Source organism: Gluconobacter sp. P5E10 (assembly GCF_018812145.1).
Lineage (GTDB): Bacteria > Pseudomonadota > Alphaproteobacteria > Acetobacterales > Acetobacteraceae > Gluconobacter > Gluconobacter cerinus.
The window spans coordinates 292724-318269 of the sequence record NZ_JACRVZ010000005.1; the positions used below are offsets into that span (position 1 = coordinate 292724).

General features: G+C 54.8%; 27 protein-coding genes and 1 tRNA gene. 16 read left to right on the forward strand and 12 right to left on the reverse strand.

Annotation, left to right across the window (positions count from 1 at the left end; genetic code table 11):
* Positions 1 to 45 precede the first annotated feature (45 nt).
* The 3 genes from ybaK (at position 46) to KP707_RS12765 (ending at position 2959) form a co-directional block, all read left to right on the forward strand.
* The gene (ybaK, locus tag KP707_RS12755) at positions 46 to 525 is read left to right on the forward strand and encodes a Cys-tRNA(Pro) deacylase (protein WP_211503218.1); all 480 of its coding nucleotides are present in this window, start codon (positions 46 to 48) and stop codon (positions 523 to 525) included.
* Positions 509 to 1732, forward strand: a complete 1224-nt coding sequence (locus KP707_RS12760; protein WP_211503217.1) for a DUF2075 domain-containing protein — start codon at positions 509 to 511, stop codon at positions 1730 to 1732. Before ybaK ends, KP707_RS12760 begins: the two co-directional genes overlap by 17 nt.
* A 108-nt stretch (positions 1733 to 1840) precedes the next feature.
* A complete protein-coding gene (locus KP707_RS12765; protein WP_211503216.1) occupies positions 1841 to 2959 on the forward strand; it encodes an SMP-30/gluconolactonase/LRE family protein in 1119 nt (372 codons plus the stop codon).
* Positions 2960 to 3077: 118 nt separating this feature from the next.
* On the opposite strand, the gene KP707_RS12770 is transcribed toward KP707_RS12765, so the two are convergent.
* On the reverse strand, positions 3078 to 3329 hold the full coding sequence (locus tag KP707_RS12770; RefSeq protein ID WP_211503368.1) for a hypothetical protein: 252 nt from the start codon (positions 3327 to 3329) through the stop codon (positions 3078 to 3080).
* 405 nt (positions 3330 to 3734) lie between these two features.
* Positions 3735 to 3820: transfer RNA gene (locus tag KP707_RS12775), tRNA-Tyr, on the reverse strand.
* A 70-nt stretch (positions 3821 to 3890) separates the two neighbouring features.
* Here KP707_RS12775 and rlmB point away from each other — a divergent pair.
* Together rlmB and KP707_RS12785 are read left to right on the forward strand one after the other, a co-directional pair.
* The gene (gene rlmB, locus KP707_RS12780) at positions 3891 to 4697 is read left to right on the forward strand and encodes a 23S rRNA (guanosine(2251)-2'-O)-methyltransferase RlmB (RefSeq protein ID WP_244974466.1); all 807 of its coding nucleotides are present in this window, start codon (positions 3891 to 3893) and stop codon (positions 4695 to 4697) included.
* Positions 4698 to 5002: 305 nt separating this feature from the next.
* Positions 5003 to 6931 (forward strand): Hint domain-containing protein, encoded by a 1929-nt coding sequence (locus tag KP707_RS12785; RefSeq protein ID WP_211506868.1) that lies wholly within the window; start codon positions 5003 to 5005, stop codon positions 6929 to 6931.
* Between the two features lie 59 nt (positions 6932 to 6990).
* On the opposite strand, the gene KP707_RS12790 is transcribed toward KP707_RS12785, so the two are convergent.
* Complete coding sequence (locus KP707_RS12790) at positions 6991 to 8064, reverse strand: alkene reductase (protein ID WP_086633970.1); 1074 nt, start codon at positions 8062 to 8064, stop codon at positions 6991 to 6993.
* Positions 8065 to 8159: 95 nt separating this feature from the next.
* On the opposite strand from KP707_RS12790, the gene KP707_RS12795 reads away from it, so the two are divergent.
* Positions 8160 to 8492, forward strand: coding sequence for a helix-turn-helix transcriptional regulator (locus KP707_RS12795; RefSeq protein WP_046900860.1), 333 nt, complete (start codon positions 8160 to 8162; stop codon positions 8490 to 8492).
* On the opposite strand, the gene KP707_RS12800 is transcribed toward KP707_RS12795, so the two are convergent.
* On the reverse strand, positions 8465 to 8941 hold the full coding sequence (locus KP707_RS12800; RefSeq protein WP_046900859.1) for a TspO/MBR family protein: 477 nt from the start codon (positions 8939 to 8941) through the stop codon (positions 8465 to 8467). The two genes, KP707_RS12795 and KP707_RS12800, sit on opposite strands and share 28 nt — an antisense overlap.
* 68 nt (positions 8942 to 9009) lie before the next feature.
* Positions 9010 to 9378, reverse strand: a complete 369-nt coding sequence (locus KP707_RS12805; protein ID WP_211506870.1) for a DUF6476 family protein — start codon at positions 9376 to 9378, stop codon at positions 9010 to 9012.
* Between KP707_RS12805 and KP707_RS12810 the strand changes: the two genes are divergently transcribed.
* The 3 genes from KP707_RS12810 to KP707_RS12820 all read left to right on the forward strand — a co-directional run bounded on the left by KP707_RS12810 (position 9377) and on the right by KP707_RS12820 (position 13090).
* Positions 9377 to 10363 (forward strand): RluA family pseudouridine synthase, encoded by a 987-nt coding sequence (locus KP707_RS12810; RefSeq protein WP_211506871.1) that lies wholly within the window; start codon positions 9377 to 9379, stop codon positions 10361 to 10363. The genes KP707_RS12805 and KP707_RS12810 overlap by 2 nt on opposite strands.
* A gap of 224 nt (positions 10364 to 10587) precedes the next feature.
* Entirely contained in the window at positions 10588 to 11481 is an 894-nt protein-coding gene (gene rpoH, locus KP707_RS12815) for an RNA polymerase sigma factor RpoH (protein ID WP_046900857.1), read from the forward strand.
* A gap of 172 nt (positions 11482 to 11653) precedes the next feature.
* Positions 11654 to 13090 carry a glycosyltransferase family 39 protein gene (locus KP707_RS12820; protein WP_211503214.1) on the forward strand — a complete coding sequence of 479 codons (1437 nt, stop codon included), beginning with the start codon at positions 11654 to 11656 and terminating at the stop codon, positions 13088 to 13090.
* 4 nt (positions 13091 to 13094) lie between these two features.
* On the opposite strand, the gene KP707_RS12825 is transcribed toward KP707_RS12820, so the two are convergent.
* Complete coding sequence (locus KP707_RS12825) at positions 13095 to 13547, reverse strand: hypothetical protein (protein WP_211503213.1); 453 nt, start codon at positions 13545 to 13547, stop codon at positions 13095 to 13097.
* 197 nt (positions 13548 to 13744) lie between these two features.
* On the opposite strand from KP707_RS12825, the gene KP707_RS12830 reads away from it, so the two are divergent.
* Together KP707_RS12830 and KP707_RS12835 are read left to right on the forward strand one after the other, a co-directional pair.
* Positions 13745 to 14125: a hypothetical protein gene (locus tag KP707_RS12830; protein ID WP_211503212.1), complete on the forward strand. Its 381-nt coding sequence runs from the start codon at positions 13745 to 13747 to the stop codon at positions 14123 to 14125.
* Positions 14122 to 14310 carry a helix-turn-helix transcriptional regulator gene (locus KP707_RS12835; protein WP_046900853.1) on the forward strand — a complete coding sequence of 63 codons (189 nt, stop codon included), beginning with the start codon at positions 14122 to 14124 and terminating at the stop codon, positions 14308 to 14310. The genes KP707_RS12830 and KP707_RS12835 overlap by 4 nt, the downstream gene beginning before the upstream one ends.
* 49 nt (positions 14311 to 14359) lie before the next feature.
* Here the strand turns inward: KP707_RS12835 and KP707_RS12840 are convergent, their stop codons facing one another.
* Positions 14360 to 15574, reverse strand: coding sequence for a phosphoglycerate kinase (locus tag KP707_RS12840; RefSeq protein ID WP_046900852.1), 1215 nt, complete (start codon positions 15572 to 15574; stop codon positions 14360 to 14362).
* A 3-nt stretch (positions 15575 to 15577) separates the two neighbouring features.
* Positions 15578 to 16597 (reverse strand): type I glyceraldehyde-3-phosphate dehydrogenase, encoded by a 1020-nt coding sequence (gene gap / locus KP707_RS12845; RefSeq protein WP_086633965.1) that lies wholly within the window; start codon positions 16595 to 16597, stop codon positions 15578 to 15580.
* Positions 16598 to 16741: 144 nt separating this feature from the next.
* On the opposite strand from gap, the gene KP707_RS12850 reads away from it, so the two are divergent.
* Complete coding sequence (locus KP707_RS12850; RefSeq protein WP_086633964.1) at positions 16742 to 17239, forward strand: hypothetical protein; 498 nt, start codon at positions 16742 to 16744, stop codon at positions 17237 to 17239.
* A gap of 27 nt (positions 17240 to 17266) precedes the next feature.
* The gene (locus tag KP707_RS12855) at positions 17267 to 18709 is read left to right on the forward strand and encodes a glycosyltransferase family 2 protein (protein WP_211503211.1); all 1443 of its coding nucleotides are present in this window, start codon (positions 17267 to 17269) and stop codon (positions 18707 to 18709) included.
* Positions 18710 to 18712: 3 nt separating this feature from the next.
* On the opposite strand, the gene KP707_RS12860 is transcribed toward KP707_RS12855, so the two are convergent.
* A complete protein-coding gene (locus KP707_RS12860) occupies positions 18713 to 19750 on the reverse strand; it encodes an exodeoxyribonuclease VII large subunit (protein WP_211503210.1) in 1038 nt (345 codons plus the stop codon).
* 93 nt (positions 19751 to 19843) lie between these two features.
* Here KP707_RS12860 and KP707_RS12865 point away from each other — a divergent pair, with 93 nt between their 5' ends.
* Entirely contained in the window at positions 19844 to 20242 is a 399-nt protein-coding gene (locus tag KP707_RS12865; RefSeq protein WP_211506872.1) for a DUF4186 domain-containing protein, read from the forward strand.
* Here KP707_RS12865 and KP707_RS12870 read toward each other — a convergent pair.
* Positions 20224 to 21537 carry an amino acid permease gene (locus tag KP707_RS12870; protein WP_211503208.1) on the reverse strand — a complete coding sequence of 438 codons (1314 nt, stop codon included), beginning with the start codon at positions 21535 to 21537 and terminating at the stop codon, positions 20224 to 20226. The genes KP707_RS12865 and KP707_RS12870 overlap by 19 nt on opposite strands.
* Positions 21538 to 21562: 25 nt before the next feature.
* Complete coding sequence (locus KP707_RS12875) at positions 21563 to 22024, reverse strand: Lrp/AsnC family transcriptional regulator (RefSeq protein ID WP_046900845.1); 462 nt, start codon at positions 22022 to 22024, stop codon at positions 21563 to 21565.
* A 112-nt stretch (positions 22025 to 22136) separates the two neighbouring features.
* Here KP707_RS12875 and KP707_RS12880 point away from each other — a divergent pair, with 112 nt between their 5' ends.
* Positions 22137 to 23612: an aminotransferase class V-fold PLP-dependent enzyme gene (locus tag KP707_RS12880; protein WP_211503207.1), complete on the forward strand. Its 1476-nt coding sequence runs from the start codon at positions 22137 to 22139 to the stop codon at positions 23610 to 23612.
* Positions 23613 to 23695: 83 nt separating this feature from the next.
* Positions 23696 to 24595 (forward strand): delta(1)-pyrroline-2-carboxylate reductase family protein, encoded by a 900-nt coding sequence (locus KP707_RS12885; protein WP_211503206.1) that lies wholly within the window; start codon positions 23696 to 23698, stop codon positions 24593 to 24595.
* Between the two features lie 49 nt (positions 24596 to 24644).
* Here KP707_RS12885 and KP707_RS12890 read toward each other — a convergent pair whose 3' ends face one another.
* Positions 24645 to 25535 carry a transporter gene (locus tag KP707_RS12890; protein WP_211503205.1) on the reverse strand — a complete coding sequence of 297 codons (891 nt, stop codon included), beginning with the start codon at positions 25533 to 25535 and terminating at the stop codon, positions 24645 to 24647.
* Positions 25536 to 25546: the final 11 nt, after the last annotated feature.

The window sequence follows — 25546 nt, forward strand, 5'->3', positions numbered from 1 at the left end:
CGACGGCTCCTGCAAGGTGCTTCGCGGCCAGACAGGGGATCACACATGAGCCGAGAAACCAGCGCCACTCTTTTTCTTGAAAAACAGGGCGTACCGTTCAGTCTGCATGACTACGAATACAATCCAAATGGCGGCCTGATCGGTATGCAGGCGGCTGATGCCATCGGCGCTGATCCAAGCAGTGTGCTCAAAACACTTGTTGTCGAAATCGACAAGAAACAGCCAGCCTGTGTCGTGGCCCCTGCTCATCAGAAGCTGAATTTGAAGAAGGTCGCAGCCTTATTCGGCGGCCGGAACGCAAGAATGATGAGTCCGGAAAAGGCGCATGAACTAACAGGCTATCAATCCGGCGGGACAAGTCCTTTCGGCCAGAAATCTCCCATTCCAGTGGTCCTGTCTCAGGACGCCATGGGACAGGAAGCCGTCTATATCAACGCTGGCCATCAAGGGTTCGTGGTGCGCATTTCCCCTGCAGACGCTCAGCGTATCACCGATGCCAAGGTGGCCGATGTTGCCGCAGACTGAGAAGCTCTCTTCAGCACAAACAAACGCCGCAGTCACAAAATTTTCCCTGTCGCGTCACTTGTCCGCTGAGCAGAAGGATCTTTTAAACGACGTCCTCTCTTTCTGCTCCGCGCATCTGTCAGATCAGAGTGCGCTCCTCATCATTGAAGGCGCTGCCGGCACAGGGAAGAGCGTTGTCCTCAACGCAATTTTCAACGCAATTCAGACACGTGCACGGTCAAAGAACCCAGATGATCCCATGACGGGCACACGCAACATGCTGCTGGTCAATCATCCGGAAATGCTGAAGCTTTATCGTAATGTCGCTGCGGAGACGCCAACTCTTCGCAAGGCCGATTTCGATAGACCTACGACGTTCATCAACCGCCTGCACAAAACCAATCAGACGGCAGACATTGTTCTGGTCGATGAAGCCCATCTGCTGCTCACCCGGGCTGACCGGTACAATCATTTCCAGCAACAAAACCATCTCGAAGAAATTCTGGTGTTGGCCCGCGTAGTCGTTGTGGTGTTTGACCCGTTACAGGTGCTGAAATTCAAGAGTCACTGGTCTGCGGATCTGCTAGACCGTTTCAAAACGGGTCGAGCAACCAAGACCCTGCACTTAACCACGCAATTTCGCGTCGAGGCGGGTCCAGAAGTTCGGCATTGGCTAAACCAATTCGCAGAGGGACACATCGGAAAGCGCCCTGAAGACCCAGACTTTGATCTGCGCGTTTATGACGACTGCGCCCAGCTTTACGATGACCTGAAAGAGCGGAATAACGAAGTCGGCCTATGCCGACTGCTCTCAACTTACGACTACCCTTATCGGCTGGATGGAGAAGACCACTTCATCGAGGAAGGACGTTTCCATCTGCGATGGGATCGCTCAAAACCCGATGAAAAGCTTCCCTGGGCCGAACGCCCCGATACGATCGACGAAGTCGGCTCGGTCTATACAATCCAGGGCTTTGACCTGAACTACGCTGGCGTCATTCTAGGCCCTTCCCTGTCCTATGACGCTCAGACTGACAGTATCCGCGTCGATCCGGCCCGCTACGAAGACAGTGCTGCCTTTCAGGGACAGAGCGGCATTGTTGCTCCCCAAATGGCGAAAGAACGCATCATTCTGAATGCGCTGAATGTCCTGCTCACCCGCGGGATGAAAGGTCTTTACCTTTACGCGCATGACCCCGCGCTTCGAGAGCGACTACGAAACAGCTAGGGCCAGCCTGCTGCATGATAACTTTCCAGCCTGGAACTTTAACGCTCAACTTAACTTGAATTGTTACCCGTACAGCGTTCTGATCCAGTGCGGCAAGGAGATTGGTTCATGAAACTTCGCTATCCAGCCCTTCTTGCCGCACTCGTTGGCGCCCCATTAATTGCTTCCACTGCCCACGCTGCGGAAACAACAGACAGAGGTTTCACAGCGTCCGGAAACGTCGAAATCATCGGGCGCTTTACCGATGCGCAGCCCTCCGGCATTGCCGCACTGCCAGATGGCCGGCTCGTCCTTGGCTTTCCCCGGAGCGTCAAAGACCATTCCGGGCCACGTCTCGCCACATATGCTGACGGCCACCTGACGCCGTTCCCAAATGCCGAAACACAACAGGATTTCGTGTCCCCTCTCGGCATGACCGTTGATGCAAAAGGGCACTTCTGGGTGCTCGATGAAGGGATGCTGGCAGGCAAAGGAACGGTCACAGGCGCGCAAAAGCTGTTTGAAATCGATCCTACGACCAACAAGGTTTTGAACGTTATTACCCTGTCGGCGCCCACTCTTTTGCCAGACAGTCACGTCAATGACGTTCGGATTGACCTGACACATGGAAAGTCTGGAACCGCGTTTATTACCGACACTTCAACGGGTACTCATCCAGCACTGATCGTCGTGGATCTTGCCTCCGGGCACCAGCGCCGCATTCTGGCCAATACGAAACCCGTCATGCCCGAGAACGGTTTTGTCGCCGTCATGGATGGCAGAGCAGCCCGGTACAATCCAACCAAAGCTGAAATGCCCCAAGGGGGCGCCAATGGCATTGGCCTCAGCCCAGACCAGCAAACGCTCTATTGGCAACCGCAGACAAGCCGTCGCCTCTATGCGGCCCCCACGTCAGTTCTGTCAAACTGGAAAGCCACAGAAAAGCGCATCGAAGCCTCCGTCCTCGATAAAGGCGAAAGCGGGATGGGAGACGGCATGGCAACCGGACCTGACGGCTCTCTTTACATTACCGATGACGAACGCCACGCAATCCTGAAGCATGCTCCTGATGGCACATTATCAGTCGTGGCCCATGATCCGCGTATGATTGAACCAGATGGCCTGACCTACGGAAAAGACGGCCTGTACTGCACAATCGGCCAATGGGCGCGGTTGCCAGACTTCCACAATGGAAAAGACATGCAGGAATTACCGTATATTGTCGTAAAAATCACTTTACCTAAGTAACTCTTAATCCCGGGGCCGCATCCAAATGAAACACTGGGCTCTGCGGCACCGGCCTACTCGTTTTCCAGAAGCATAATGCGCTGGGACCGAGCTTATATTTGAGCAGTGGACAGAACAGCTATTCGCCTTTCCATCGCCACTTCCATCCGCCTTCCGTTTTAGCCGAACAGATCCAAAGCAGTCCGACGACCGACACAAGATCCACGATAAGAGAAGTAATAAGAACGGGAACGCTCTTGGCCCACATCATGACCATATTGCTCAGAAGGATTGTGCCGATAGACACAAGAATGGTCACACGTCCCTCCCATGTTATTGCGCGCCCTGCTCCATAACCATATTGCTTCGCCGCAAACCAAGGTCTTTCCATGAGTGGTGCCCCCTAAAAGAATATCCCGTGAAAAATTGGGAGTTCGCAGCAGCACACGTCAAGGCGAATGGCCTGTGTCACACAAATTTCGCAAGATCGCAGGAAATACTCGCAAACAATACCGGCAGAAGAAACCGACCGATGCGGACTTTGAAGTCCGATATGCAGGTTCAAACCAGCGGCGCTCAAAAAAACTTAATAACGCGCCACTGAATGTTGCCCACAGCGCCTAACCGGACGTCTGGATTTTATCGTCATGATGAAATGTGCAGTTGAGCGATTCAATGTGCGGTCTTTCGCACAGATCAACCCTCGACGAAGCTATACAGCCGTCAGACCTACGCACAGCGAGAACTGAGTGGGGTCCACGCTGCAAAATAACTGATTTTCTTGGAAGAAAAGACCTGGTGGAGAGAGTTGGATTCGAACCAACGTAGGCGTACGCCAGCGGATTTACAGTCCGCCCCCTTTAGCCACTCGGGCACCTCTCCGGGTCGGCGGTTGGAATATGGCGGATGAACGGCTATGTCAATCGCCTATCGTCGATTATATGATTTTTTCATGTCCAGACGACCAAACTCCCGATCCGCCGCCCCGTCCCACTCTGGGGACAGAGGCCCTCAACGTTCCGGCAATGCCGAGCGCTCCTCCCGTTCAGGCAAACCTGCCTCCGGATACTGGATCTATGGCCACCATGCCGTAGAAGCCGCACTCAACAATCCTGACCGAACCATTCTCGAGTTTCTCGCAACCCGGGAAGCCGCATCCTCATTCAGTCAGTCTCTCCGTGCCCAACCCCAGATCGTTGACCGCGAACGACTGGATCGCCTGTGTGAGCGTGACGCCGTTCATCAGGGCGTCTGCCTGCGGGTCGAAGCCCTCGAACCGCCAACCATTCATGAAGCACTTGAACGGCCCGGCCCAATTCTTGTGCTGGATCAGGTGACAGATCCTCGGAACATCGGCGCCATCCTGCGCTCCGCTGCCGCATTCGGCGCCTGTGCGCTGCTTGTTCAGGATCGTAATACCCCGCAGGAAAGCGGTGCCATGGCCAAGGCGGCATCAGGCGCACTGGATCTTGTTCCCATTATCCGGGAAGTGAACCTGTCGCGCGCGCTCGCAACCCTCCAGTCGCAGGACGTCTGGGTTGTCGGACTGGACGCCGGCGGATCAAGGCTCGACGGAAGCAGCTTTGGTACACGCCGTGTTGCTCTGGTTCTTGGTGCAGAAGGTGCAGGGCTACGCAGACTGACTCGGGAAACCTGTGACGAGATTTCCAGCGTTTATATGCCTGGGAACATGGAAAGCCTGAACGTGTCCAATGCAGCGGCTGTTGCTCTGTATGAACTGGCACGGCCTCAGAACTAACAGTACTATTCCGAAAATAACCTATAAAAATCAATCAGTAAGAGATCATCGACATCCTTACTGATTGATCGGGCCAAAGATAATATTTGTTACCAAATTGATAACGAATAATGTATTTTAACGAATTTGGCCACTTTCTAATCACGATCCTGTGAAAATGCCCCATTATCGTCAAATTTCATCACATTAAGGTTTGCATTAATAAATTTCTAACTGCTAGCTTGCGCATGTATCGAAAGCGACGACTATTATGTCGGCAGCTAATGTTTGCTCATGGAAATCATGAAACAAGCAGGAGAAGAAACATGGCCAGCGCTCAAGTTTATAAAACAAGTTCTGGAGTAACTTATACAGTTACAAATACTTCCTTACTTCCCTCTGTATATAACTCATACGATGTTACCATTACAGCGCCAGACGGCACAGAATTACTGAACGCAACTGATATTAACCGCGGCGTAAACATTCTTGGGCTTGTCCAGCTTCTTGCGTCTGGTGATGTCATCACCGGCTCATCAGATTCCAGTGTTCTCTTGAATCTTCTCAGTGTCGGAACATACGTCAGCGTACCGGGAGCAACGGGCGACTTCATTATTGGCGTAGGTGCCGCGACAGCAAATACTTATTACATTGGCGGCACAACATCTATATCCGGCCTGGCCAATCTCGTCACGGGATCAACCATTAACGTTGCTGGCGGTACCGCCACCCTTACTGGAAGCAGTGGAAGCGCACTTGTTGGCGCTTTGAATGGCTCCACTGTCAATATTGAGTATGGCGGTACATTCAATACTGGGGCCGCACTGGCGAGTGCTTTGGAAGGATCGACCGTCTCATTTGGAACTGGCGGCGGAACACTTATTCTAAACGGCGGCAAAACAGCTATTAGCCTACTGGCTTCAGGATCGCTGGCAGCGACAACAATCCAGAACTACGACCCATCCAAAGACACAATTGAGCTTCAGGACACCGTAGCTGCCATAACAAAGTATACAATTTCTGGAGATTCAACAAAAACTATAACATTGTATGGAAGCGATGGAACAGAAGTCGCTGAATATAGTGTTTCCTTAGCATCAGGCGTCACCCTTGCTAACGGCACATATAATTCCGTTAATTCAGCCGAGAATAACCCGCTTTCTGTTACCTACGATAGCGGAAATACTTATGTCGGTGTCTGCTTCCTTGCAGATTCCATGATTGCAACACCATCTGGTGACAAGGCCGTTCAGGATATTAACGTTGGCGATGTCGTGTTGGCCTATAACGGTCAATCACAAAAAATCGTTAAAGTTATCTGGGCGGGTCACACTCACGTTAATACGAAAGCCGATCTTCCAGACGATCAAGCAGGATATCCTGTCCGTATTCTGAAAAATGCCATTGCAGAAGGCGTCCCCTACAAGGATCTTCTCATAACGCCAGAGCACTGCCTGTTCTTTAACGGTAACTTTGTGCCTGCCCGCATGCTGGTTAACGGACGATCCATTTTCTACGACCGCAGCATCACCAGCTACACCTATTTCCACATAGAGACTGAAGACCACTCAGTCATCATGGCTGATGGCATGCTGACTGAGAGTTATCTGGACACCGGAAATCGCCGTCATTTCCGCCAGAATGGAAACGTGACTGTTATTTCAGGCCGAACGAAATCGGATCAACCCAAAGACTGGGTTAACGATGCAGCAGCCTCTCTGACGGTGGCACGCGGTTTCGTGCAGCCGCTCTTTGAGAGAATTCTACAGCGAGCGAAACAGCTCCGCATTCCAGGTCAAACACCACCTGTTGCCATGACGATGAATTCAGATTTTCATCTCGTTTCGGACACTGGCCTGCTCATTCATCAAACACGCATCACGGGTGGGCGTGTTCTGTTCATGATCCCTTCTGCCGTAACATCGGTACGACTGGTGTCACGCTCCAGCCGCCCTTGCGATACAGTCGGTCCATTCGTTGACGATCGGCGACAGCTCGGCGTTTGCGTTGGCGATGTCACCTTCTATGACTCCGGCAAATCAATCTGCCTGTCCGCCAAGAAGTCCGAAAGTGACCTTTCAGGTTGGTATCCTGTTGAAGAGGGCAACATTCGCTGGACGAATGGTAATGCTGTTCTTCCATTGGGAGAACGCTCAGCCAATAGCCTTGGGATGCTGGCTATCGAAGTCCTGGCAGGAGGACCGTATCTGCTGGAAGAACAGGACCCGCAGCGCGCTGAATCGCTTTTCGCCTAAGACATCATCTATTTCCGCCAAGATAGCCGGGACGACACGTCGTCCCGGCTTTTTCAGGATTACTCAGCGAACGAGTAATCCGTATATCCATGCTCCCCGCGGCTGTACCACGTCGCCATATCATCGGCCTGAAGCGGCAGACCTTGTGCAAAGCGCGTCGGCAGGTCCGGGTTTGAAATAAATTTGCGCCCAAAGGCAATGGCATCGGCCCGCCCCTCACGGACAGCATCCTGAGCGCTTTCAAACGTGTAATCCTGGTTCAACACCAGCGGACGTCGGAACACCTTCCGAATTTGCGGAGAAACCGGCGGTTGATCCGTCTTGCCAAACGTTCCGTTTGGCCCGGGTTCACGCAGTTCAAGCCACGCCACACCCAGACGCTCCAGTTCGGCAGCCGCTGGCACGAAGACGGTTTCCGGTGCGGAATCAAGGCATCCCTGCGTGTCTCCGTTCGGAGAAAGCCTGACCCCCGTTCTCTCTCCACCAATGGTCGAGATGATCCGTTCCGTTACCTGGGAGAGAAGCCGGATTCTATTTTCAGGCGATCCGCCATACTCATCTGTCCGATGATTGGTGCCATCTTTCAGGAATTCGTCAATCAGATAGCCATTGGCGGCGTGAAGCTGAATGCCATCAAAGCCGGCCTTGATCGCATTTTGAGATGCGCGCTCATATTCCGCCAGAATACGGGGAATTTCGTCCAGTCGCAGCGCGCGCGCCTCTTCATAAGGCTGCTTGCCATCATAGGTGTGAGACTGACCTGGCGCCGTGGTGGGTGAAGGTGCGACCGGCTGCAGGCCGGTAACGGATGAATGTACCATCCTGCCCATATGCCAGAGCTGGCAGACAATCCGCCCACCCCTGTCATGGACAGCCTTCGTGATAGGCTTCCACGCCTCAACCTGCTCGTCTGACCAGATGCCCGGCGCGTAGGGCCAGCCCAGACCTTCGCGGGAGATGCCTGTTGCCTCTGTGATGATGAGGCCGGCTTCCGCTCTCTGCGCGTAATACTTTGCCATGATCGCTGTCGGAACAGCGTCCCGGCCCGCACGCGCTCTCGTGAGGGGAGACATGAAGATGCGGTTTTTTGCCGAAAATCCACCAAGTTCAATGGGATCAAAAAGATCGGGCATGAAAGGGTACTCCCTGATCGAAACTTCTATAGTTCGATAACGATCGAACTATAGAAGTGTTGCGTCAATTCTTCAAGGAAGGGATAAGACGCCGTATGCCGTGCCATGACTCGCCCGATCTGAAGAAGCTCGATCTGATTACGGTCCTCAGGGCTCTGGCTGATCCCGTGCGTCTGGACATTGTTCAGCGTTTATATGTTCTGGGCGAGGCGAATTGTGCCGCCCTGATCGGGGCGCGCCCGAAGTCCAGCATGTCCCATCATTTTCAGGTTTTGCGAGAAAGCGGTGTTCTGCACACCCGAATTGAAGGCGTGCAGCACCATAACTCCCTCCGCCTTCAGGAACTTGAAGAACGCTTTCCCGGGCTGATGCAATCAATCCTCGGTGGGGCAGACGCTACTCAGTTGCGGCGCCAGACTTCTTCCTGAACAAACACCGCGAACGTCAGCCACACGAAAAACGGGATCTGGAGCTTAGCGGCAGACGGATCAGCTTTTTTTGCCGTCCAGATCGACGCGCCTGACGTCACGACCAGACCAATGCAGATCGCCAATCCTGCATCCAGACGCCGCTTCCGGAAAACTGCGAACGGAAAGCCAGCGACGCCAGCAACGCAGATAGCCCAAAGCCAAAGCGCTGCGGTCCGTGCGCAGGAACGTTCAGCTCGCAGAAGACGATACCCCGACCATGCCAGCAGGCCGTCCAGAAGGGTCCAGACCACGGCATACACAGGGGCTGGCGGCGAGAAATCTGGCTTGTTCAGATGGTGATACCAGCGCCGGGTTGAGCCATCTTCGGCCGGGCTGATCTCCCGGCCGAGATATTGAGCTCCGAAAACCGTTCCAGCAGCCAGAGCGGCGTCAATAATGCGTCCCATGATGTCTGTCCTGATATGATCTTGTCAGTAACAACGCATCAGGAACTGGAATGTTCAGCCGAAAGACCTTACGGGGCGCTGGGAGGCAATCCGAAATCGAGTTCTGCCATGACGCGACCTGCCTCAGGGCTCCACAAGAGAACGCGTTCAGCGCCCGGGCGCCCTAATGTTACAGCCATCATGCCGTCCGGCCGGGCGGTTACAGCCGTAATATGTTCCCCCCCTCCCAAGGGCAACGCAAGGCGCGTCGAAGACCCGGATGGCGGCGCGGAAATACTGACATCATGATGCTGATGCATGACGCGATGGGCGATCACACCAATCATGACCGCCACGCCGGCGACGATCATAACTCCCATGATAATGACGGCGCCGAGCAACGCTTTCGGTGTGCCTGACTCGCTGCCCGCTTGATCCTCGGCTAAACCCTGATTCATGTCAGATCCTGAAACCCCGTTCCGTCTTGTTGTTGATGCCAGCCTGGCCGGCCAACGCGTTGATCGCGCCCTTGCTGACGCCATCGGCACGATTTCCCGCTCCCGGGTCAAGACCCTGATCGAAGAGGGTCATCTGACCCGCAACGGCCAGATCGTCAATGAGCCCGCCGATACACTCCGTGACGGGATGGAGCTTATGCTTTCGTTCCCTACCCCACTTCCGGCTCGTCCCCTGGCGGAAAATCTGCCCCTGACGATCCTATATGAAGACCGTGACCTGATCGTTCTGGATAAGCAGGCCGGGCTCGTGACCCATCCTGCCCCCGGCAACGAAACCGGCACTCTGGTCAACGCCCTTCTCGGACATTGCGGCGAAGGGTTTGAAGGCATTGGTGGCGAGAAACGCCCCGGAATCGTACATCGGCTCGATAAGGACACATCAGGCCTGATGGTCGTGGCCAAGAATGCCATGGCTCATAACGCCCTGTCGGAAGCGTTCGCTGCGCGCGACATAGATCGTGCTTACATGGCCCTTGCCTGGGGTCTACTGCCCTCATCGGGCGAATTTGACGGCGCCATTGGGCGGGACAAGAAAGACCGTAAGCGCATGGCGGTCGTTCAGTCAGGCGGAAAAACCGCTCTCACGCGCTTCAAGCTTCTGGAGCCGATCCATGCAAGCGTCTCTTTGATCGAATGCAAACTGGCCACTGGGCGAACCCACCAGATTCGTGTTCATCTCTCACAGGCAGGACACCCTCTGCTCGGAGACCCCGTGTATCTGCGTCGTATTCCGGCCGCAGCCCGCGGTTTACCTCAGGATGCGAAAGAAGCGGCCCTCGATTTCCCACGTCAGGCTCTCCATGCTGCCCGACTCGGCTTCATTCATCCTCGGACAAAAAAGCCACTTTCTTTCGAAACTGCGCCTCCTGAAGACTTCCAGACCTTGAAAATGCGCCTGACAGGCTCAACCTCTGAAAGTTCTTGACCTTTTCGGTTCCACCTGTCATAAACACGCTTATCCGACGAGCTGACGCGCCGCCGGAACGGATCGTACCACCGTGCACTGCCCAATCTGGGGGTAAGCGGCTGGGGACGTGATAGTCCTTCCCAATGCGTCACCTGGGTGTGAGGAACTTTGCCTCTGCCAGTTCGTATGAGTCTACTCCTCATCGAGCCAGGCACACCCCCGGGCGAAAGGAATCGAAGACCATGGCATCTCCAGCTGTCATCTCCGTGGGTCCTGAAAACAACCTGACCCGTTATCTCCAGGAAATCCGCAAATTCCCCCTTCTGACGCCGCAGGAAGAGCTCGATCTCTCCCGTGCCTGGCGCAAGAATGAAGACACCAGTGCGGCACACCGCCTGGTGACGTCTCACCTTCGTCTCGTGGCCAAGATTGCCATGGGCTATCGCGGCTATGGTCTCCCGGTGAATGAACTCATCAGTGAGGGCAACATCGGTATGATGCAGGCTGTCCGCCGCTTCGACCCGGAGCGTGGCTTCCGCCTTGCAACCTATGCCATGTGGTGGATCCGTGCCGCCATGCAGGAGTATATCCTGCACAGCTGGTCATTGGTTAAAATCGGTACGACAGCTTCGCAGAAAAAGCTGTTCTTCAATCTCCGTCGCCTGAAAGGGCAAATGCAGGCGATTGATGATGGTGATCTGAAGCCCGAGCAGGTGAATTCCATTGCCACCACGCTCGGCGTTCCGGAACAGGACGTGGTGTCTATGAACCAGCGTCTCGCCGCCCCGGACCATAGCCTGAATGCGCCCCTGCGCATTGATGGCGAAGGTGAGTGGCAGGATTGGCTGGTGGACGATAACGAAAACCAAGAGCAGACTTACGCGGCGTCCGAAGAGTTCAGTGGTCGCAAAGCTCTTCTCGATCAGGCTATGATGACCCTGAATGAGCGCGAACGTCACATTCTGGCCGAGCGTCGCCTCAAGGAAGAGCCATCTACGCTGGAAGATCTCTCTCACCACTACAACGTGTCACGTGAGCGGATCCGTCAGATTGAAGCACGCGCCATGGAGAAGCTTCAGAAAGCCATGTCGGCCGAAGTTGAGCTTCGTCGTCGGGAGAATGGCCTTCAGGCCTGAACAGACAAAATACTCTTCAGAAAAGCTGCCAGATATGTTTCTGGCAGCTTTTTTTGTGTCGGCTCTCTGAGAGATTGATCAAAAATAGAAATAACTAATTTATTACAATAAAATACACAATTAACCTGTAATGGAATGAAGTCTCATAAAAATATAACCAGAAAATTTTCCTGTGACCAAAAATCGAAACGAATTTTTATTAAATGTAAGTTTATTAGTTTTTATCATACTCTGCAGAACGCAGACATTCGGAAATCCTCTCATCTATTCCGACGAGGAATTTTATCTCTTCGGAGGCGGTAGAATTCTACATGGAGATCTTCCCTACCTTCAATTCTGGGATAGAAAACCGGTTGGAATATTTCTGCTTTACGCATTTTTCCACCTTTTCGGCTCTTACAGAATTTTCGCCTATCAGTTCGGCGCGGTGATTGCCGTCTGGGGTACGGCCTGGCTTCTGTTTCGCATGGGGAAAACCATTGCTTCCACGAAAGCTGCTTTCCTTTCAGCCTTGCTCTATCCAGCCCTCTTCAATCTCTCACGGGGAGAAGGAGGTCAGACCCCGATTTTCTATAATTTCCTCGTAACAGCCGCCATCGCTCTTGTTTTGCATGATCTTCTGCAGCCCGATGGAAAAATTCGAAGAAAAACAGCCCTGTTCGCCATATTTCTGTTCGGCCTCGCTATGCAGATAAAATACACTGTCGTCTTTGAAGGGGCGTTCGTTGGAATTTACTATGTCGTCAGGCAGTATCTAACTTCCCGATCCGTCTCCGAGGCCCTGAAAGACACTGGTCTTCTGGCCCTTATCGGCCTTCTTCCTACATTTCTTGCTTTTTTCTTCTATGTCATGATCGGGCATCCAGGAGCGTGGATTTTCGCCAATCTGGATTCCATTTTCCTGCGTGGTCATTTTCCAGACGGAGAAGCGCACTACCTAGAAATTCGAATGCTGAAATCGGCCCTTCCTCTCCTACCGGGGCTGATAGCCACGATACTGATCGCACGTGCGAAATCATGGCCTGCCCATTATGTCTTTCTCATACTCTGGGCCGGAGCCGCGTGCTTAGGGATCATCGCATTTGGGGGATGGTACCCTCATTACATTTTGCCACTTTATGCCCCGCTAGCACTGGCCTGCGTATCGCTCTGGACCTGGAAAGCCGGTCGGATATGGCTCGTTGGTCTTCTTTGCACCGTCTCAATTGTCGGGCAGCTTAGTCTGCACAGACACCGCATAAACGACGGCGATCAGCGAAGTTTTCAGGCCATGTTGGATGTCTTCAAGCAAAAACCGGGTTGTGTTTTTGTTTATCAGGGGCCACCTGCCCTGTATGACACACCTTATTGGTGCTCTTTGACCAACCATCCTTTCCCAGGCCACTTCAACACAGCAGTTGAAGCCCATGCGACCGGGATGAATGTTCTTCAGGAACTCGATAGAGTTCTTGCCAGAAAACCTGAATATATCGTCACGGAAGATGCCTCTCCCTTACGGGAAAATATTGCGGCACGGCGTGAGGTCTTTAAGGCTATCAAAGCAGACTACACGCCAGTATATCGCTTCACGAGCGTGAATGACTTACTCTACATCTACCGCCACAAGTGACTTGTTACTGGGAGAGAGGCACGGCCAGAGCTAGCCCGCCCGCCATTGCGCCGCCGCCTTTACGATGTTGGTCGGGATGATTTTCCGCAGCGGCGTCGTTGATTTCGCCAACTTTATTCGAAAAGAAATCGGGCTTCACATAGGCGTCAGGCTGCGCTGAATCCTGAGGGCCTTCAATATTCTCATCGGGGACTGGAGCTGCGCCGAAGCCCGAGGTCATTTGCTGAGCCACGACTTCTGCCCGATGATGGTCCAGACCACGCATCAGGGCCGCCCCTTGCCGCGGGTCAGCCGACACTTCCTGTGACAACAAGGCGTTGAAAGGATGCGTAAACGCTGAGAAGGGCTTCTTTGCCGCCGAAACTGGCTGCACAGGCTCTGCAGCCAATGCACTACATGTCCCTACTGCCAGAGCGAACAGTGGAAAAGACTTCATCAGCATAGGCAGAAGGCGCATCAGGCGGATTCCAGCACGACAGGGAGCTGAAAGCAGTGTGGTGGGTCAAAGCCTCAAATTACAATTGAAAAAGTTAGAAAGTTTCGTGACGTCACAAAACGTGATCCGCGCAGGCGTTTAAAACGAGCATTTTGTAAAGCTTACTTGACATTTCAGCCCAAAAAGTAAAGCCTGCTTTACATAAGGAGGGCTAAGACATGCTGTATGGTCGTCAATATCTCATCGAACTCGGTAGCGCGCTCGCGCTGTATCTTGTGCTGCTGTTCGGAGCCAATTATCTGCAACTGGCGCTCCACCCGGCACCTTTAACAAGAATAATACTGGCACTCACACCCATGGTGGGAGCGGTGACAGCGGCATGGGTCATCATGCGTGCAATCTGGCGAATGGATGAATTACAACGTCGGATTCAGTTAGATGCCATTGCAATGTCATTTTTGGGAACCGCTCTACTGACCTTTGGCTGGGGCTTTGCCGAAAGTGCAGGGTTACCAAAGCTCAGGGCCTTTGCGGTCTGGCCGATCATGGGAACCCTCTGGTGGATCGGTGGCGTTGTCGCTCAAAGGCGCTATCGATGAACAACTGCCTCAAGGAACTTCGGGCAGAACGAAGCTGGAGCCAGGCCGATCTGGCAGCAGAGCTGGCGGTTTCAAGACAGACAGTCAATGCCATTGAAAAAGGGCGTTACGACCCCAGCCTGCCATTAGCGTTTACGATCTCACAGCTTTTCGGCCGCAGTATTGAGGAAATTTTCTTCCCGTGAGCCGGCCATAAAAAAAGCGGGGAGTTTGCCCTCCCCGCTTTTTTAGAACTCAGTCCAGACCAAGCTGGTGTCCGGTTGTGCGAAGCACCTCGATGCCTGGAAGAATTTTTCCTTCCAGCCATTCCAGGAACGCACCACCCGCCGTGGAAACGTAGCTCATCTGGCCAGCAACCCCGGCGTGACGTAGCGCGGAAACAGTGTCTCCACCGCCAGCCACAGTGCGAAGCTTGCCTTCCTGCGTCAGGCGAGCAGCTTCCTGTGCAACCTCAACCGTTGCACGATCAAACGGCTCGATCTCAAACGCCCCGAGTGGGCCGTTCCAGACAAGCGTTTTCAACGTAGCCAGACGCTCGTTGATCAGCGCCACAGTGCGCGGACCAGCATCAAGGATCATGGCGTCGGCAGGCACTTCGCCAATCAGGCAGGTTTCGGTTTCTGCACCGGCCTTGAACTCGCGCGCCACAACGGCATCCACTGGCAGAATGATTTCACAGCCCTTTTCCTGCGCCAGATGCGCAATCTTGCGAGCTGTTTCGTGCATGTCCGCTTCCTGAAGGGACTTGCCGACATTCATACCTTCTGCCGCCAGGAACGTGTTGGCCATAGCACCCGTGATGAACAGTGTGTCCACCTTAGCGATGACATTGCCAATCAGATCCAGCTTCGTGGAGATCTTGGAGCCACCGATAATGGCACCAACCGGACGCTCCGGATTCTCCAGCGCAGCCGACAGAGCCGATAGCTCAGCCTGCATCAACCGCCCGGCGAAAGACGGAAGATCATGCGCCACACCTTCGGTAGACGCATGGGCGCGATGTGCTGCCGAGAAGGCATCATTGACGAAAATATCGCCATTCTGCGCAATCGCCTTGGCGAATTCCGGATCGTTGGCTTCTTCACCCGCATGAAAGCGCGTGTTTTCCAGAACCAGCACTTCCCCATCATTGAGAGCCGCAACAGCAGCTTCAACAGTCGGGCCTACGCATTCCGGAACGAAACCAACCGGCTTGCCCAGAACTTCCCCAAGCTTTTCAGCAATCGGACGCAGGGACATGCCAGGAACGACCTTACCCTTCGGGCGGTCGAAATGGCTGAGGACCACAACGCGCGCGCCCTTACCGGCAAGCTCATTGATGGTCGGGGCAACGCGCTCGATGCGCGTGGCGTCAGTGATGACGCCGTCATGCATCGGCACGTTCAGATCAGCCCGGACGAGCACGCGCTTGCCGCGTGCCTCCAGGGTGTCGAGCGTGCGGAAAACCATGGGTCAGAGGCTCCCGAAAGCAGCAGCCGTGTCGGCCATGCGGTTGGAGAAACCCCACTCATTGTCATACCAGGCACAGATGCGAACGAGCTGGCCGCCATCGACCAGTGCCGTCTGTGTTGCATCAAACGTGGAAGACGCAGGGGAGTGGTTGAAATCCGTACTGACCAGCGGCGCCGTATTATACTCCAGAACGCCCTTGAGCTTACCTTCGGACGCAACGCGGATTGCTTCGTTCACGGCTTCAGCGGAAGCAGGAACGGTCTTCGGCACGAAGTCGAGCGAGACAAGAGAGACGTTCGGCGTCGGAACGCGGATCGCCGTGCCATCCAGCTTGCCCTTCAGGTGTGGCAGAACCAAGCCAACAGCCTTGGCAGCACCCGTGGACGTCGGGATCATGTTCAGAGCCGCAGCGCGGGCACGACGGGGATCCTTGTGCAGGGTATCCACCGTGCGCTGGTCACCGGTGTAGGAGTGAATCGTGACCATGTAGCCGCGCTCGATGCCGAACGCTTCGTCCAGAACGTAAGCGACAGGAGCAAGGCAGTTCGTGGTGCAGGATGCGTTGGAAATGACCTTCATGTCCGGCGTCAGAACGTCGTCGTTCACACCGAAAACAATGGTGGCATCCACATCCGTTGCAGGAGCGGAGACGATGACGCGCTTTGCGCCAGCTTCCAGCAGGGCAGCGGCCTTTTCACGCGTGGTGAAGAGACCCGTACATTCCATGGCAACATCGATGCCTTCGAATGGAACCTTGGACGGATCACGCTCGGCAGAAACGGTAATCGGACCGTAGGTACGGCCGTTTGCTTCAATGATGAGCGTATTGCCTTCAGCGCGGACCTTGCCCGGCAGGCGGCCATGCACGCTGTCATAGGCCAGAAGGTGTGCGTTTGCTTCGACCGAACCAAGATCGTTGATGGCTACGACCTCAACGTCCGTACGACCGCTCTCAATGATGCCGCGCAGAACGAGACGTCCGATACGTCCGAAACCGTTGATTGCGATTTTTACCGCCATGCCTGCCTACTCCGCTATTCTGACGAAAGGGCTTCTTCCATAGCACCGCCACAGCGAAGCAACAGGGGGTTGGCATAGTTTTTCATGAACTTGATGCGCTTAATCTTGCCGAAACCCTCCGTTCCTGCGACGGTCCCGCGCAATATGGCTGCATTTGTCCGACATTTTCGTTCGCCCCGAGGCATCATGGCTCCACGCGCTCTCTCTCTGGCAGGTTGCATCCTGCTGGCTACGCCCCTGCTCGCGGGCTGCAAACTGGTTGATCAGCGCACGTTCAACCCGCAGGCAGGCAAACCGCCTCAGCCGTACATCCCGCCACCGCCCCCGGCCCCGAAAGCGAAACCGCCATTCCTGCAAATCGAAGGCGGGACTCCGGAATCCGAATACGGCCCTGTCGTGGATCAGGCTGTTAAGTCAGCGTTGGCCCGCAAGGAAAATGTCCTCTTTATCGTCAGGCTTCTGGTCCCGCTTCAGTCTGATCCGGCCGCCCAAACCAAAGCCATGACAGAGGCGACACAAACGGATCTGGAGCCTGTTGCTCACAGGATCAGCGCGGCCGGTGCCCAGCCTATCCAGATCGAGATGCATGCTCTCACTGATCCATCGGTCCAGCGTCCGCTGATCCGTGTGGATGTTCGCTAAAACAAGACACCACGGAAACATCACTTTATGCCAAGTGCAGCCTGTGCCGTCCTGACCCATAATGCCGCTCCTCTTCTAAAGGAGTGGCTGCTGTGGCATCTGGCACTCGGTTTCGAGCGTATTCTCGTTCTCGATGCAGGGTCCACAGACGAGACGCAGGCTGTTGCACTCGCAGCAGAACATATTGGCCCGGTTGAACTTCATGAGTTCATCAGCGGCGATGAACTCTCTCCTGAAGAGCTCCGCGAGACTTTAACGGCCGAGGCGGCTCGTCTGGTAGGTCAGGAACAGGATTGGCTCTTGGTTCTGGACGTTGATGAATTTCTCGATGCGGACACAACGCTGGAGAACCTGCTGGCGACAGCGGGAGACGCTGACGCTATCGCCATCAACTGGTGCATCTACGGAAAGCCTCTCAAGCCTGTTCCGGCCTCTTCTGTCATTCAGGCATCCCCCTATCGGAGTGCCGTCACTTTCCCCGACAACCGGATGGCCCGTCTGTTTGTTAGGACGAAAAAACTCCCAACTTCGATAGACGTCCTGTCTCCGGACTTATCCCGTGAATGCATCGTCCATCCGAATGGCACGCCAGTCGATCGGATCGGCCCTGGTGTCGCTGTCTCCTGGAAAGGCGCGCGCATTCTTCATTATGTCTGGGCAGGAGATCCAGATATGCCTCATCATCTTGCAGATCATTATTTCTGCCGGGATGAGGAAGATCTATCCCCAAGACGACGACTGCCTGACGTCTCCATGATCCGGCACGATCTCATGGATACGCAGGCCTATCGGGGATTGGAAAATCTTCTTCAAAGCCTGACGCAAGAACCTGCCCTGGCACTCCCTGAACTGCCGGATGCAGGAAGCTCCATGCCGGACCATCGTCAGCATGAGCAGTTTTCCTTCCATCGTATCCGGCCCTCCGCCGAAGAGCGGCTGCTTTTAACGCCTCAGAGTGCTCCTCTGCCAACGCGCACACGGGCCTGTTTCATTCAGGATGTAACAGGCGATTTTCTGGTCGTAGGGACAGATGGATCTCCCCGCTTTTCCAGCGATCCGAATATAAAAACGACAGACAAACTGGTCGGCATTTATCAGGATAGCCATCCTGAAATCCTGATGCTCTCGTCTCTCAATGGGCATCCTGTTCAACTTGCGAACCAGTCTCTTCTTCGGCCTGTTCTGAAAATACGCTGGATTGAGGCCGACACATTCATTTTCGCGGATGATAGCGGGTTTGGTGACACCCTGTTCCAGTTCGTACCGACCGAGGAGACAATTTCTTTGGATCTGCCGGCCCTTCCAGCCCCCGACACAGCGGAAGGTCTGTCTTTCAAAGGATTCTGCGCGTGGTTTATTCGCCACTCTCACTGCGCATTGAGAGATGTAGCGCGCGTGATAGCTCTGCTCTCTGAAATGGGACGGAAAGATCTGGGAAACGCTGTACCAGAATTGCAAACGTTCCTCTGACTTTCAGAGAATACGTGACAGTACCAGACCGGCCAGCGTTCCCAGAACCAACAAGATCAGGCCATTCCGCAGACGGGCGCCAAACGGTGCTCCGGCCGGGAGCGCTGCCATAGACGTTGCGCTCTCCCGCAGCGCGACAATTTCTTCCTGTTGCGCACGCTCTTCCTCCTGCCGCTGCCAGACACGGCCGCTCATTCTGCGAATGTAATGGCCCGCATCAGCGGGCGTCGTTGCGGAATGATCCACCAGCCGCTCCGCCAACGTCCGATTGGCGGTATGCCCAACGCCCAGAACACGATGTGCCACACAGTTGGAGAGCGCCTCCAGCACCAGCGGATGCTCAAACACTGTGAAGTCGGAAACATCTCCGCCGCCACGGATCAGAACGATAATATCTTCCCGGCACGTGCCTATGGCATCCGCGATACGGTGCGGATCGGTCATGGCCACTGGAAGTGCGCGGACACGCTCTGAACGCCAGCCGCCCCCCAGCGCCTGAAGGAAGTCTTCTGAGACTAATGCGCTCGAGGACGCAGAATGAATCAGCAGCAGTCTGGCGTCCCGGCGGTCAGGGTAGGGCTGAAACTGCCAGCTCAATCCTCTCAGAACATCCAGCAGAGATCGCTCTGCCCGGTCCACTTTCTGACGGCCGGGATCATGTGGTTCAACGGTGAGCACTTCAAACCGGAGAGCAACCTGTCCCCGCAGATGGCGGGCTCGCAGACACCCTGTCACACGGACATAATCTCCGGCACGCACATCTGCTGCCGCCAGAACCAGCTTGGTCGCTTCCAGCGAAATGGACGTCCCAAGCTGCGGATCGACCAAGGGCAGCTGATAATATTTCTTGTATGCGTTAGGCGCTACGTCACCCAGCTGCCCCTCAACCGCAAGCGGGAAACCCCACTCTTCGAAGTGGGCACAAATCTCATCCAGCCGGGCCGTGAACAGATCCTGAACCTGAAGCGGTGACAGGACTGGCATGGCAGCCATATCACTGGCTGAAGAATCAGTTCGGGTGCGTCTCGGAAAAGCGTCCATGCCGCACCATATGGAGTAAGAACAGATGTTCTCACAGAGGGTGCAGCAGCCCTCACAACATTTTTTTATGTATTTTCAGAAGGTTGGTCCGTCTTGACCGGTTCTGCTCCTCAGGATCTTCTCCTCCGACTTCAAAAATCCAGTTTTCGGGCACGGTTTCATCTGGATGAACAGGCACGCCTCTACCTGGAAAGTCGCGGCCTGAATGCTGTCATGGAACATGGTGCTGCTTTCATCCGGGATCGTCTGGCACCTGCATGGCCGGCACAGGACGGAAAGCAGACGCCGATGCGAGGGCATCCGGTTTTCATCGCACAGCATGCAACGGGCTCATGCTGCCGGGGATGTCTCGCGAAATGGCATGGTATTGCCGCAGGAAAGCCTCTGACCAGCGAAGATCAAGAGGCAATTCTTGCCGTGTTACGAGCCTGGATTCTAAAGGACATGGGGACAGATGTTCCCAGTACGCCAGCTCAAGGTGTGTTGTTCTGAATTTTCTTACCCCGTGGCAAAAACCGCTCCGCCAGCAGAATAACAACAATCGCAAAAGCACCCATTTCGATTTGCGAACGGGTTTCCGCCTGAATCATCATGGCAATGATCGCAAGGGCAATCAGCGCAAGCGCCACGTATGCCCCAACGGCCTTCTGGGGCATGAGCTTTAACCGTCCCAGAACAAGCAGGGCGTTATTAAAAAGCATAAATCCGCCCGTCAGGCTGACAAGAACAGCAAAAATAACGCCCGGCGAGAGAACGGCCGTTACCGCAACCAGAATGGCACTTCCAACACTGGCGAGAAGCGCGCGCCGGGGAAGCTGCGTTTTAGGCTCAACCGCCAGAAAGACCGCGGGAGCATCTCCCTGTTCAGCCAGTTCGAACAGGATGCGAGAGGTGACGTAAATCCCGGAGTTCAGGCTGGAAAGGGCCGCTACGAGGATGACAATGCCCATTGCCAACCCGGCGAAAGGCACATGAAACCGGTTCAGAACCAACAAAAATGGTGACTGTCCCGGTACGATGTCACTCCACGGCGCCAGGCACAGGATCATCGAGATGGTCACAAGGTAGAAGCCACCAATACGAAGAGGAATGGTCCGTGTTGCGCGGGCAATGTTCACTTCCGTGTTGTCGGACTCGACCGCAGCCACCGTCGCAATCTCACTGCCGCCCATTGAGAACAGCACTGTCGGAATGACAGCAAGAAGTGCCATCAGTCCGTGGGGCATGACACCGCCATGCGCAAACAGGTTTTCCTGCACGGGGATGGAATGTGCCCCGAATGCCCAGATACCAATTCCGATGAAAAGTACGATAGCGGCCACTTTGATGGCCGAAAACCAGTACTCGAACTCCCCATACCCTTTGACGGAGAGGAGATTAATGGCGGTCATCACACCCAGAACGAGAAGTTCTAAAACGGCATAAGGAACCGGAATGTAGGGCGTGAGCATGGATGTTACGGCAATGGCTTCAACGCCAATGACCGTCACCCAGGTCAGCCAGTAGGTCCAGCCCGCGACGAAACCGAAGCGATCCCCAAGAGCATGGCGGATCTGTCCGAGAAATGACGCACGCCCTGGTGTCTGTGAAGCAAGGTCTCGCATCATGCCATTCACAAGCCAGACCAGAAGTCCCGCCAGAACGTATGACACGATGACGGCCGGCCCACCCATCGACAGGGCAGCCGAGCAACCGATGAAAAACCCAGCACCAATCACCCCGCCCAAGGCAATCATGACAACATGTCTCGTCCGGAGACTTTGGGCGAGTTGATCTGTCTGGGTCATGAAGTGTCCTTGTCCGTGGTCTGTGTCAGACTGGAAGATCCCTGTTATCTGCCAGGGTTTCCATGGTCATGTATGAGGTGATGGCATCCAGCTCGACCTTGCTGATGATCTGCTGATAGACACGATCGAAATCGTTCATGTCGCATGCCACGACCTTGAGAAGATAATCATACTCACCGGCAATCCGGTAAAAATCAACGATGTTTGGGATCGAAACGACCACTTTGCGGAACGTTTCAAACCATTCGTGTGAATGATGACGCGTCCTCATCAGCACAAAGACCGTCAATGTCAGGCCAAGCGCCTGAGCATTGAGACGGACGGTATCGTGGCTGATGATTCCACTTTCCCGCAGGGCGTTCAGGCGCCGCCAGCAGGCATTCTGGGAAAGGCCAACCTGTTCGGCCAGTTCGCGCTGGGACGGCGTCCCCTGCTTCTGGAGAATGCGAAGGATGGCACGGTCCGTTTGATCGATGATTCTGCTCATAATGATGTAAATGACAACAAAAAATCGGTTTTCGTCTACAAGAAAGAGACAGTTTCCTATCCGCCATTGAGATATTTTCCTCTGACGAGATCAGGTAAGAGGACAGGGCATCATGGAAACGATCGGCAGTCTCGACAACAGTGCAACAGCGCTGGAGCAATTTGAGAAAATGCTCCGTGCAGGTGGTCGCGACGCCCTCCGTAAGGGCGTCCTTGGAGACGGCACGAAGTTCATGAGCCCCTTTGGTGTTCAGTCGCTTCTTTATGCAGACTATGTCGCTTCAGGCCGCGCGCTTGTTCAGGTTGAGACATTCGTCATGAACGAAGTTCTTCCCTACTACGCCAACAGCCACACTGAAGCGTCTTTGTGTGGGGCATACATGACGCGGATGCGGAATGCGGCGCGTGATGCGATTGCTCGCCTTTGCCATGCCCCCAAGGATCGTTTCACGACCATTTTCATGGGCAACGGCGCGACGGCAGGCCTGAACCGTCTCGTACATCTGCTGGAAATCCCTGCCCGCTGTGCTGCTGGAAATCGCCCGATCATTTTCATTGGCCCGTACGAGCATCACTCCAATATCCTCCCATGGCGGGAAAGTGGCGCCGAGATCATCGAGATCCCGGAAGCTGAGAATGGTGGTCCAGATCTTGTCATTCTTGAACATGCACTGACCGCCTGCGACGAAGGCCGCCTGAAAGTCGGCTCTTTCTCCGCAGCATCAAACGTCACCGGCATCATGACGGATGTAGATGCCGTAACGGAACTTCTGAAAAAGCACGGTGCTCTGGCGATCTGGGATTATGCCGGTGCCGCTCCGTATCTTCCAATCGATATGAAGCCTGGCACGCCTTTCGAAAAAGATGCCGTGGCGGTGTCCTGTCACAAGTTTATCGGTGGCCCGGCAGCCTCAGGCGTTCTGATCGTCCGCAATGACGTCGTGACGCGATGCGGCCCGGTTCTCCCAGGCGGAGGAACAGTACGGTTCGTTTCCCCCTGGAACCATGACTACACCACAAGCCTTGCGGCTCTCGAAGAGAGTGGAACACCCGATGTGGTGGGAGACATCCGCGCGGCACTGGCCTTCATCGTCAAGGACGTCATTGGCCAGACTTTCATAAGCGACCGCAATGCGGAGCTTCGCGCCCGCGCTGTTGCCCGTTGGAGCAAAAACCCGAATATCCGCATTCTTGGTCACGCCACAGCTGAAGCGCTACCTATCTTCTCTTTCCAGGTCCGGGATGCAAGCACAGGTGGCTTCATCCACCAGCAGCTTTTCACGCGTATGCTGTCGGACCGCTATGGCATTCAGGTGCGTGGAGGATGTGCTTGTGCAGGACCATATGCCCATCGCCTGCTCGACATTGACGAAGCGGCCTCGGATGCAATTCGTCAGGCCATTCTGTCTGGGCAGGAAATCGAGAAGCCCGGCTGGACACGCCTGAATTTCAGCGTGCTGATGGATGATGCCAAAGTCGAACGCATTCTCGATGCTGTCGATGATCTGGCGCTCGACCCGCATTCGGTCGCAGCCGCTTACGAATGCGACATCTCGACAGCCCGGTTCCGTCCAAAAGCGGCTGCTTAACCCGGACAGGGACGCTCTCTCGCCATCCCTTCATCTTCAAGCCAAAACGGGGCATCTTCCGGACAACAGCAGGAAGATGCTCCATGAAGACTTTGACCGCCGTCGAAACGCGAAAACTGCTTCCCTTTCCCGCTCTCGTGGAAACACTTCGGAGAGCAGCTCAGGACTATCATGCTGGACAGATTTCCTGCCCTGAACGCATGGTTGTGCCAACGCTTGATCGCTCCGGAACGGTCATGTCGATGGTTGCGTGTGCGCCTGATATTCTCACGACAAAACTTCTGACCCTTTATTCTGGTAACTCCGCACGCAGCCTTCCTGCTATTCAAGGGCAAGTCATGTGCATGGATGCTGTCGATGGGCAGTTTCTGTTCGCATTAGATGGCGTTGCTACGACAGAGCGACGGACCGCTGCCATCTCTATGCTGGGGTTGGACTGCTTTCGCCCAGACATTCTGGAAACGGTTCTTCTCATTGGTACCGGCGTACAGGCCAAAGCTCATCTGGAAGCGCTGAATGTGCTTTATCCGGGCCTCACGGTTTACATTCGTGGCCGCTCCCGTGAGAGCGTAGCCGCGCTGACAGGAAGCGACGCATACCCTGCCCTGAGACTTCGCAACGATGACGAAGCCTGTGACCCAGATGTGGTCATCACCGTGACCAGCAGCCAAAGTGTTCTGTACAACGCGCGCCCAAAGTCTACGCGGTTGATTATTGGGGTGGGGGCTTATCGACCGGAAATGATTGAAATTGGTCCGGCCCTCGTCAACGGAAGTACCTGTATTGTGGATGATCCCGTTGGTGCACCGTCAGAGGCGGGAGACATCGTTCAGGCAGGGAAAAACTGGGAAGAGGTCCAACCTCTGGCCGCTTACCTATCCGGCAAAGAAAAACCGGAAGGTCCGGTATTTTTCAAGAGTGTCGGCTGTGCTGCGTGGGATCTGGCAGCGTGTCGCCTCGCCCGGCAAACACTGGGCCTCTAGGAGGCGGCACCCCGCCCGAGAATACTGCTCGGACGGGAGAAGCTATTTTTTACCAAAGATAGACCAGCTTCATGTAATACGCATTCGTCTCAGGCACGTTTCTGCCATCGACAGAATGAGAATACCGCCCGGTTAATGAGACGCGCTTGGAAATATTGACCATGGCGCCCACACCCAGTGCGACTTCACGCCCACTGGATTCACTTACCCAACTGTTGGCAGTGTTGTCCCGGATTCCAGCCGTGTTCTGCCAGTCGAATGCAAAGAACGGCTCAACAATCTTGCTCGCTTTCCAGCTGAAACGCAGGTTGGAATGAAAGACCGTCCCGGGCGAATAGCTGTGCTCGCCTGTCTTGTGCTTCGTGGATGCTACAATCGCACCCAGATCCCCATCGAAGCTGAAATGCTTCCATTCATAATCGAACATGAAGCTGGACAGGTTTGACCAGTAGCTCGGGGACAACGCATCCCGTGTGCCAACCGGCGTCTGCATGAAGGTCTGGATACCGAAGGTGCTGTGAGCATTCGGCTTGAACCAGACGGCAGGGCCCACGATTGTCGGACCGAGGCCACCGTAATCCTTGCCCTGTGCCAGAACGAAACTTTCCGACTGAATGACTTCAAACGCAAAACCGACATGCGGCAGAGCGTCGAAGCTGCGGAAGTGCACGTACTTCGTCATACCCGCCCAGGTGTGGCTTCCCCCAGTGGGCTGACGCCGGCCACCACTGTCATAAGTGTTTCCCGCGACATTCCCATCTCCGTACTGCACGAGCACGTTGAACGGTTTGAAGTCCACCGGCAGGTCGTATTCATGCGGGCCGATGATGGCCAGAGGAATATCAGCAGCATGTGCCGCAAGGGCTGGCAGGAGGGAGGAAGCGGGCAATAGAATGCTCAGGGCCCGGAGACACCCTCCGGACCAGATTTTGCGAACCATGACTTTTATTT

Bases quoted from the DNA above. Each gene is read 5' to 3' on its own strand.
- KP707_RS12855 (WP_211503211.1), top strand. From the start codon at position 17,267: ATGCCAAGTGCAGCCTGTGCCGTCCTGACCCATAATGCCGCTCCTCTT.
- KP707_RS12860 (WP_211503210.1), bottom strand. From the start codon at position 19,750: ATGGACGCTTTTCCGAGACGCACCCGAACTGATTCTTCAGCCAGTGAT.
- KP707_RS12875 (WP_046900845.1), bottom strand. From the start codon at position 22,024: ATGAGCAGAATCATCGATCAAACGGACCGTGCCATCCTTCGCATTCTC.
- KP707_RS12765 (WP_211503216.1), top strand. From the start codon at position 1,841: ATGAAACTTCGCTATCCAGCCCTTCTTGCCGCACTCGTTGGCGCCCCA.
- KP707_RS12840 (WP_046900852.1), bottom strand. From the start codon at position 15,574: ATGGTTTTCCGCACGCTCGACACCCTGGAGGCACGCGGCAAGCGCGTG.
- KP707_RS12835 (WP_046900853.1), top strand. From the start codon at position 14,122: ATGAACAACTGCCTCAAGGAACTTCGGGCAGAACGAAGCTGGAGCCAG.
- KP707_RS12760 (WP_211503217.1), top strand. From the start codon at position 509: ATGTTGCCGCAGACTGAGAAGCTCTCTTCAGCACAAACAAACGCCGCA.
- KP707_RS12785 (WP_211506868.1), top strand. From the start codon at position 5,003: ATGGCCAGCGCTCAAGTTTATAAAACAAGTTCTGGAGTAACTTATACA.
- KP707_RS12870 (WP_211503208.1), bottom strand. From the start codon at position 21,537: ATGACCCAGACAGATCAACTCGCCCAAAGTCTCCGGACGAGACATGTT.
- KP707_RS12790 (WP_086633970.1), bottom strand. From the start codon at position 8,064: ATGCCCGATCTTTTTGATCCCATTGAACTTGGTGGATTTTCGGCAAAA.
- KP707_RS12800 (WP_046900859.1), bottom strand. From the start codon at position 8,941: ATGGGACGCATTATTGACGCCGCTCTGGCTGCTGGAACGGTTTTCGGA.
- gap (WP_086633965.1), bottom strand. From the start codon at position 16,597: ATGGCGGTAAAAATCGCAATCAACGGTTTCGGACGTATCGGACGTCTC.
- rlmB (WP_244974466.1), top strand. From the start codon at position 3,891: ATGTCCAGACGACCAAACTCCCGATCCGCCGCCCCGTCCCACTCTGGG.
- ybaK (WP_211503218.1), top strand. From the start codon at position 46: ATGAGCCGAGAAACCAGCGCCACTCTTTTTCTTGAAAAACAGGGCGTA.
- KP707_RS12890 (WP_211503205.1), bottom strand. From the start codon at position 25,535: ATGGTTCGCAAAATCTGGTCCGGAGGGTGTCTCCGGGCCCTGAGCATT.
- rpoH (WP_046900857.1), top strand. From the start codon at position 10,588: ATGGCATCTCCAGCTGTCATCTCCGTGGGTCCTGAAAACAACCTGACC.
- KP707_RS12880 (WP_211503207.1), top strand. From the start codon at position 22,137: ATGGAAACGATCGGCAGTCTCGACAACAGTGCAACAGCGCTGGAGCAA.
- KP707_RS12850 (WP_086633964.1), top strand. From the start codon at position 16,742: ATGGCTGCATTTGTCCGACATTTTCGTTCGCCCCGAGGCATCATGGCT.
- KP707_RS12795 (WP_046900860.1), top strand. From the start codon at position 8,160: ATGCCGTGCCATGACTCGCCCGATCTGAAGAAGCTCGATCTGATTACG.
- KP707_RS12885 (WP_211503206.1), top strand. From the start codon at position 23,696: ATGAAGACTTTGACCGCCGTCGAAACGCGAAAACTGCTTCCCTTTCCC.
- KP707_RS12805 (WP_211506870.1), bottom strand. From the start codon at position 9,378: ATGAATCAGGGTTTAGCCGAGGATCAAGCGGGCAGCGAGTCAGGCACA.
- KP707_RS12770 (WP_211503368.1), bottom strand. From the start codon at position 3,329: ATGGAAAGACCTTGGTTTGCGGCGAAGCAATATGGTTATGGAGCAGGG.
- KP707_RS12810 (WP_211506871.1), top strand. From the start codon at position 9,377: ATGTCAGATCCTGAAACCCCGTTCCGTCTTGTTGTTGATGCCAGCCTG.
- KP707_RS12825 (WP_211503213.1), bottom strand. From the start codon at position 13,547: ATGCGCCTTCTGCCTATGCTGATGAAGTCTTTTCCACTGTTCGCTCTG.
- KP707_RS12830 (WP_211503212.1), top strand. From the start codon at position 13,745: ATGCTGTATGGTCGTCAATATCTCATCGAACTCGGTAGCGCGCTCGCG.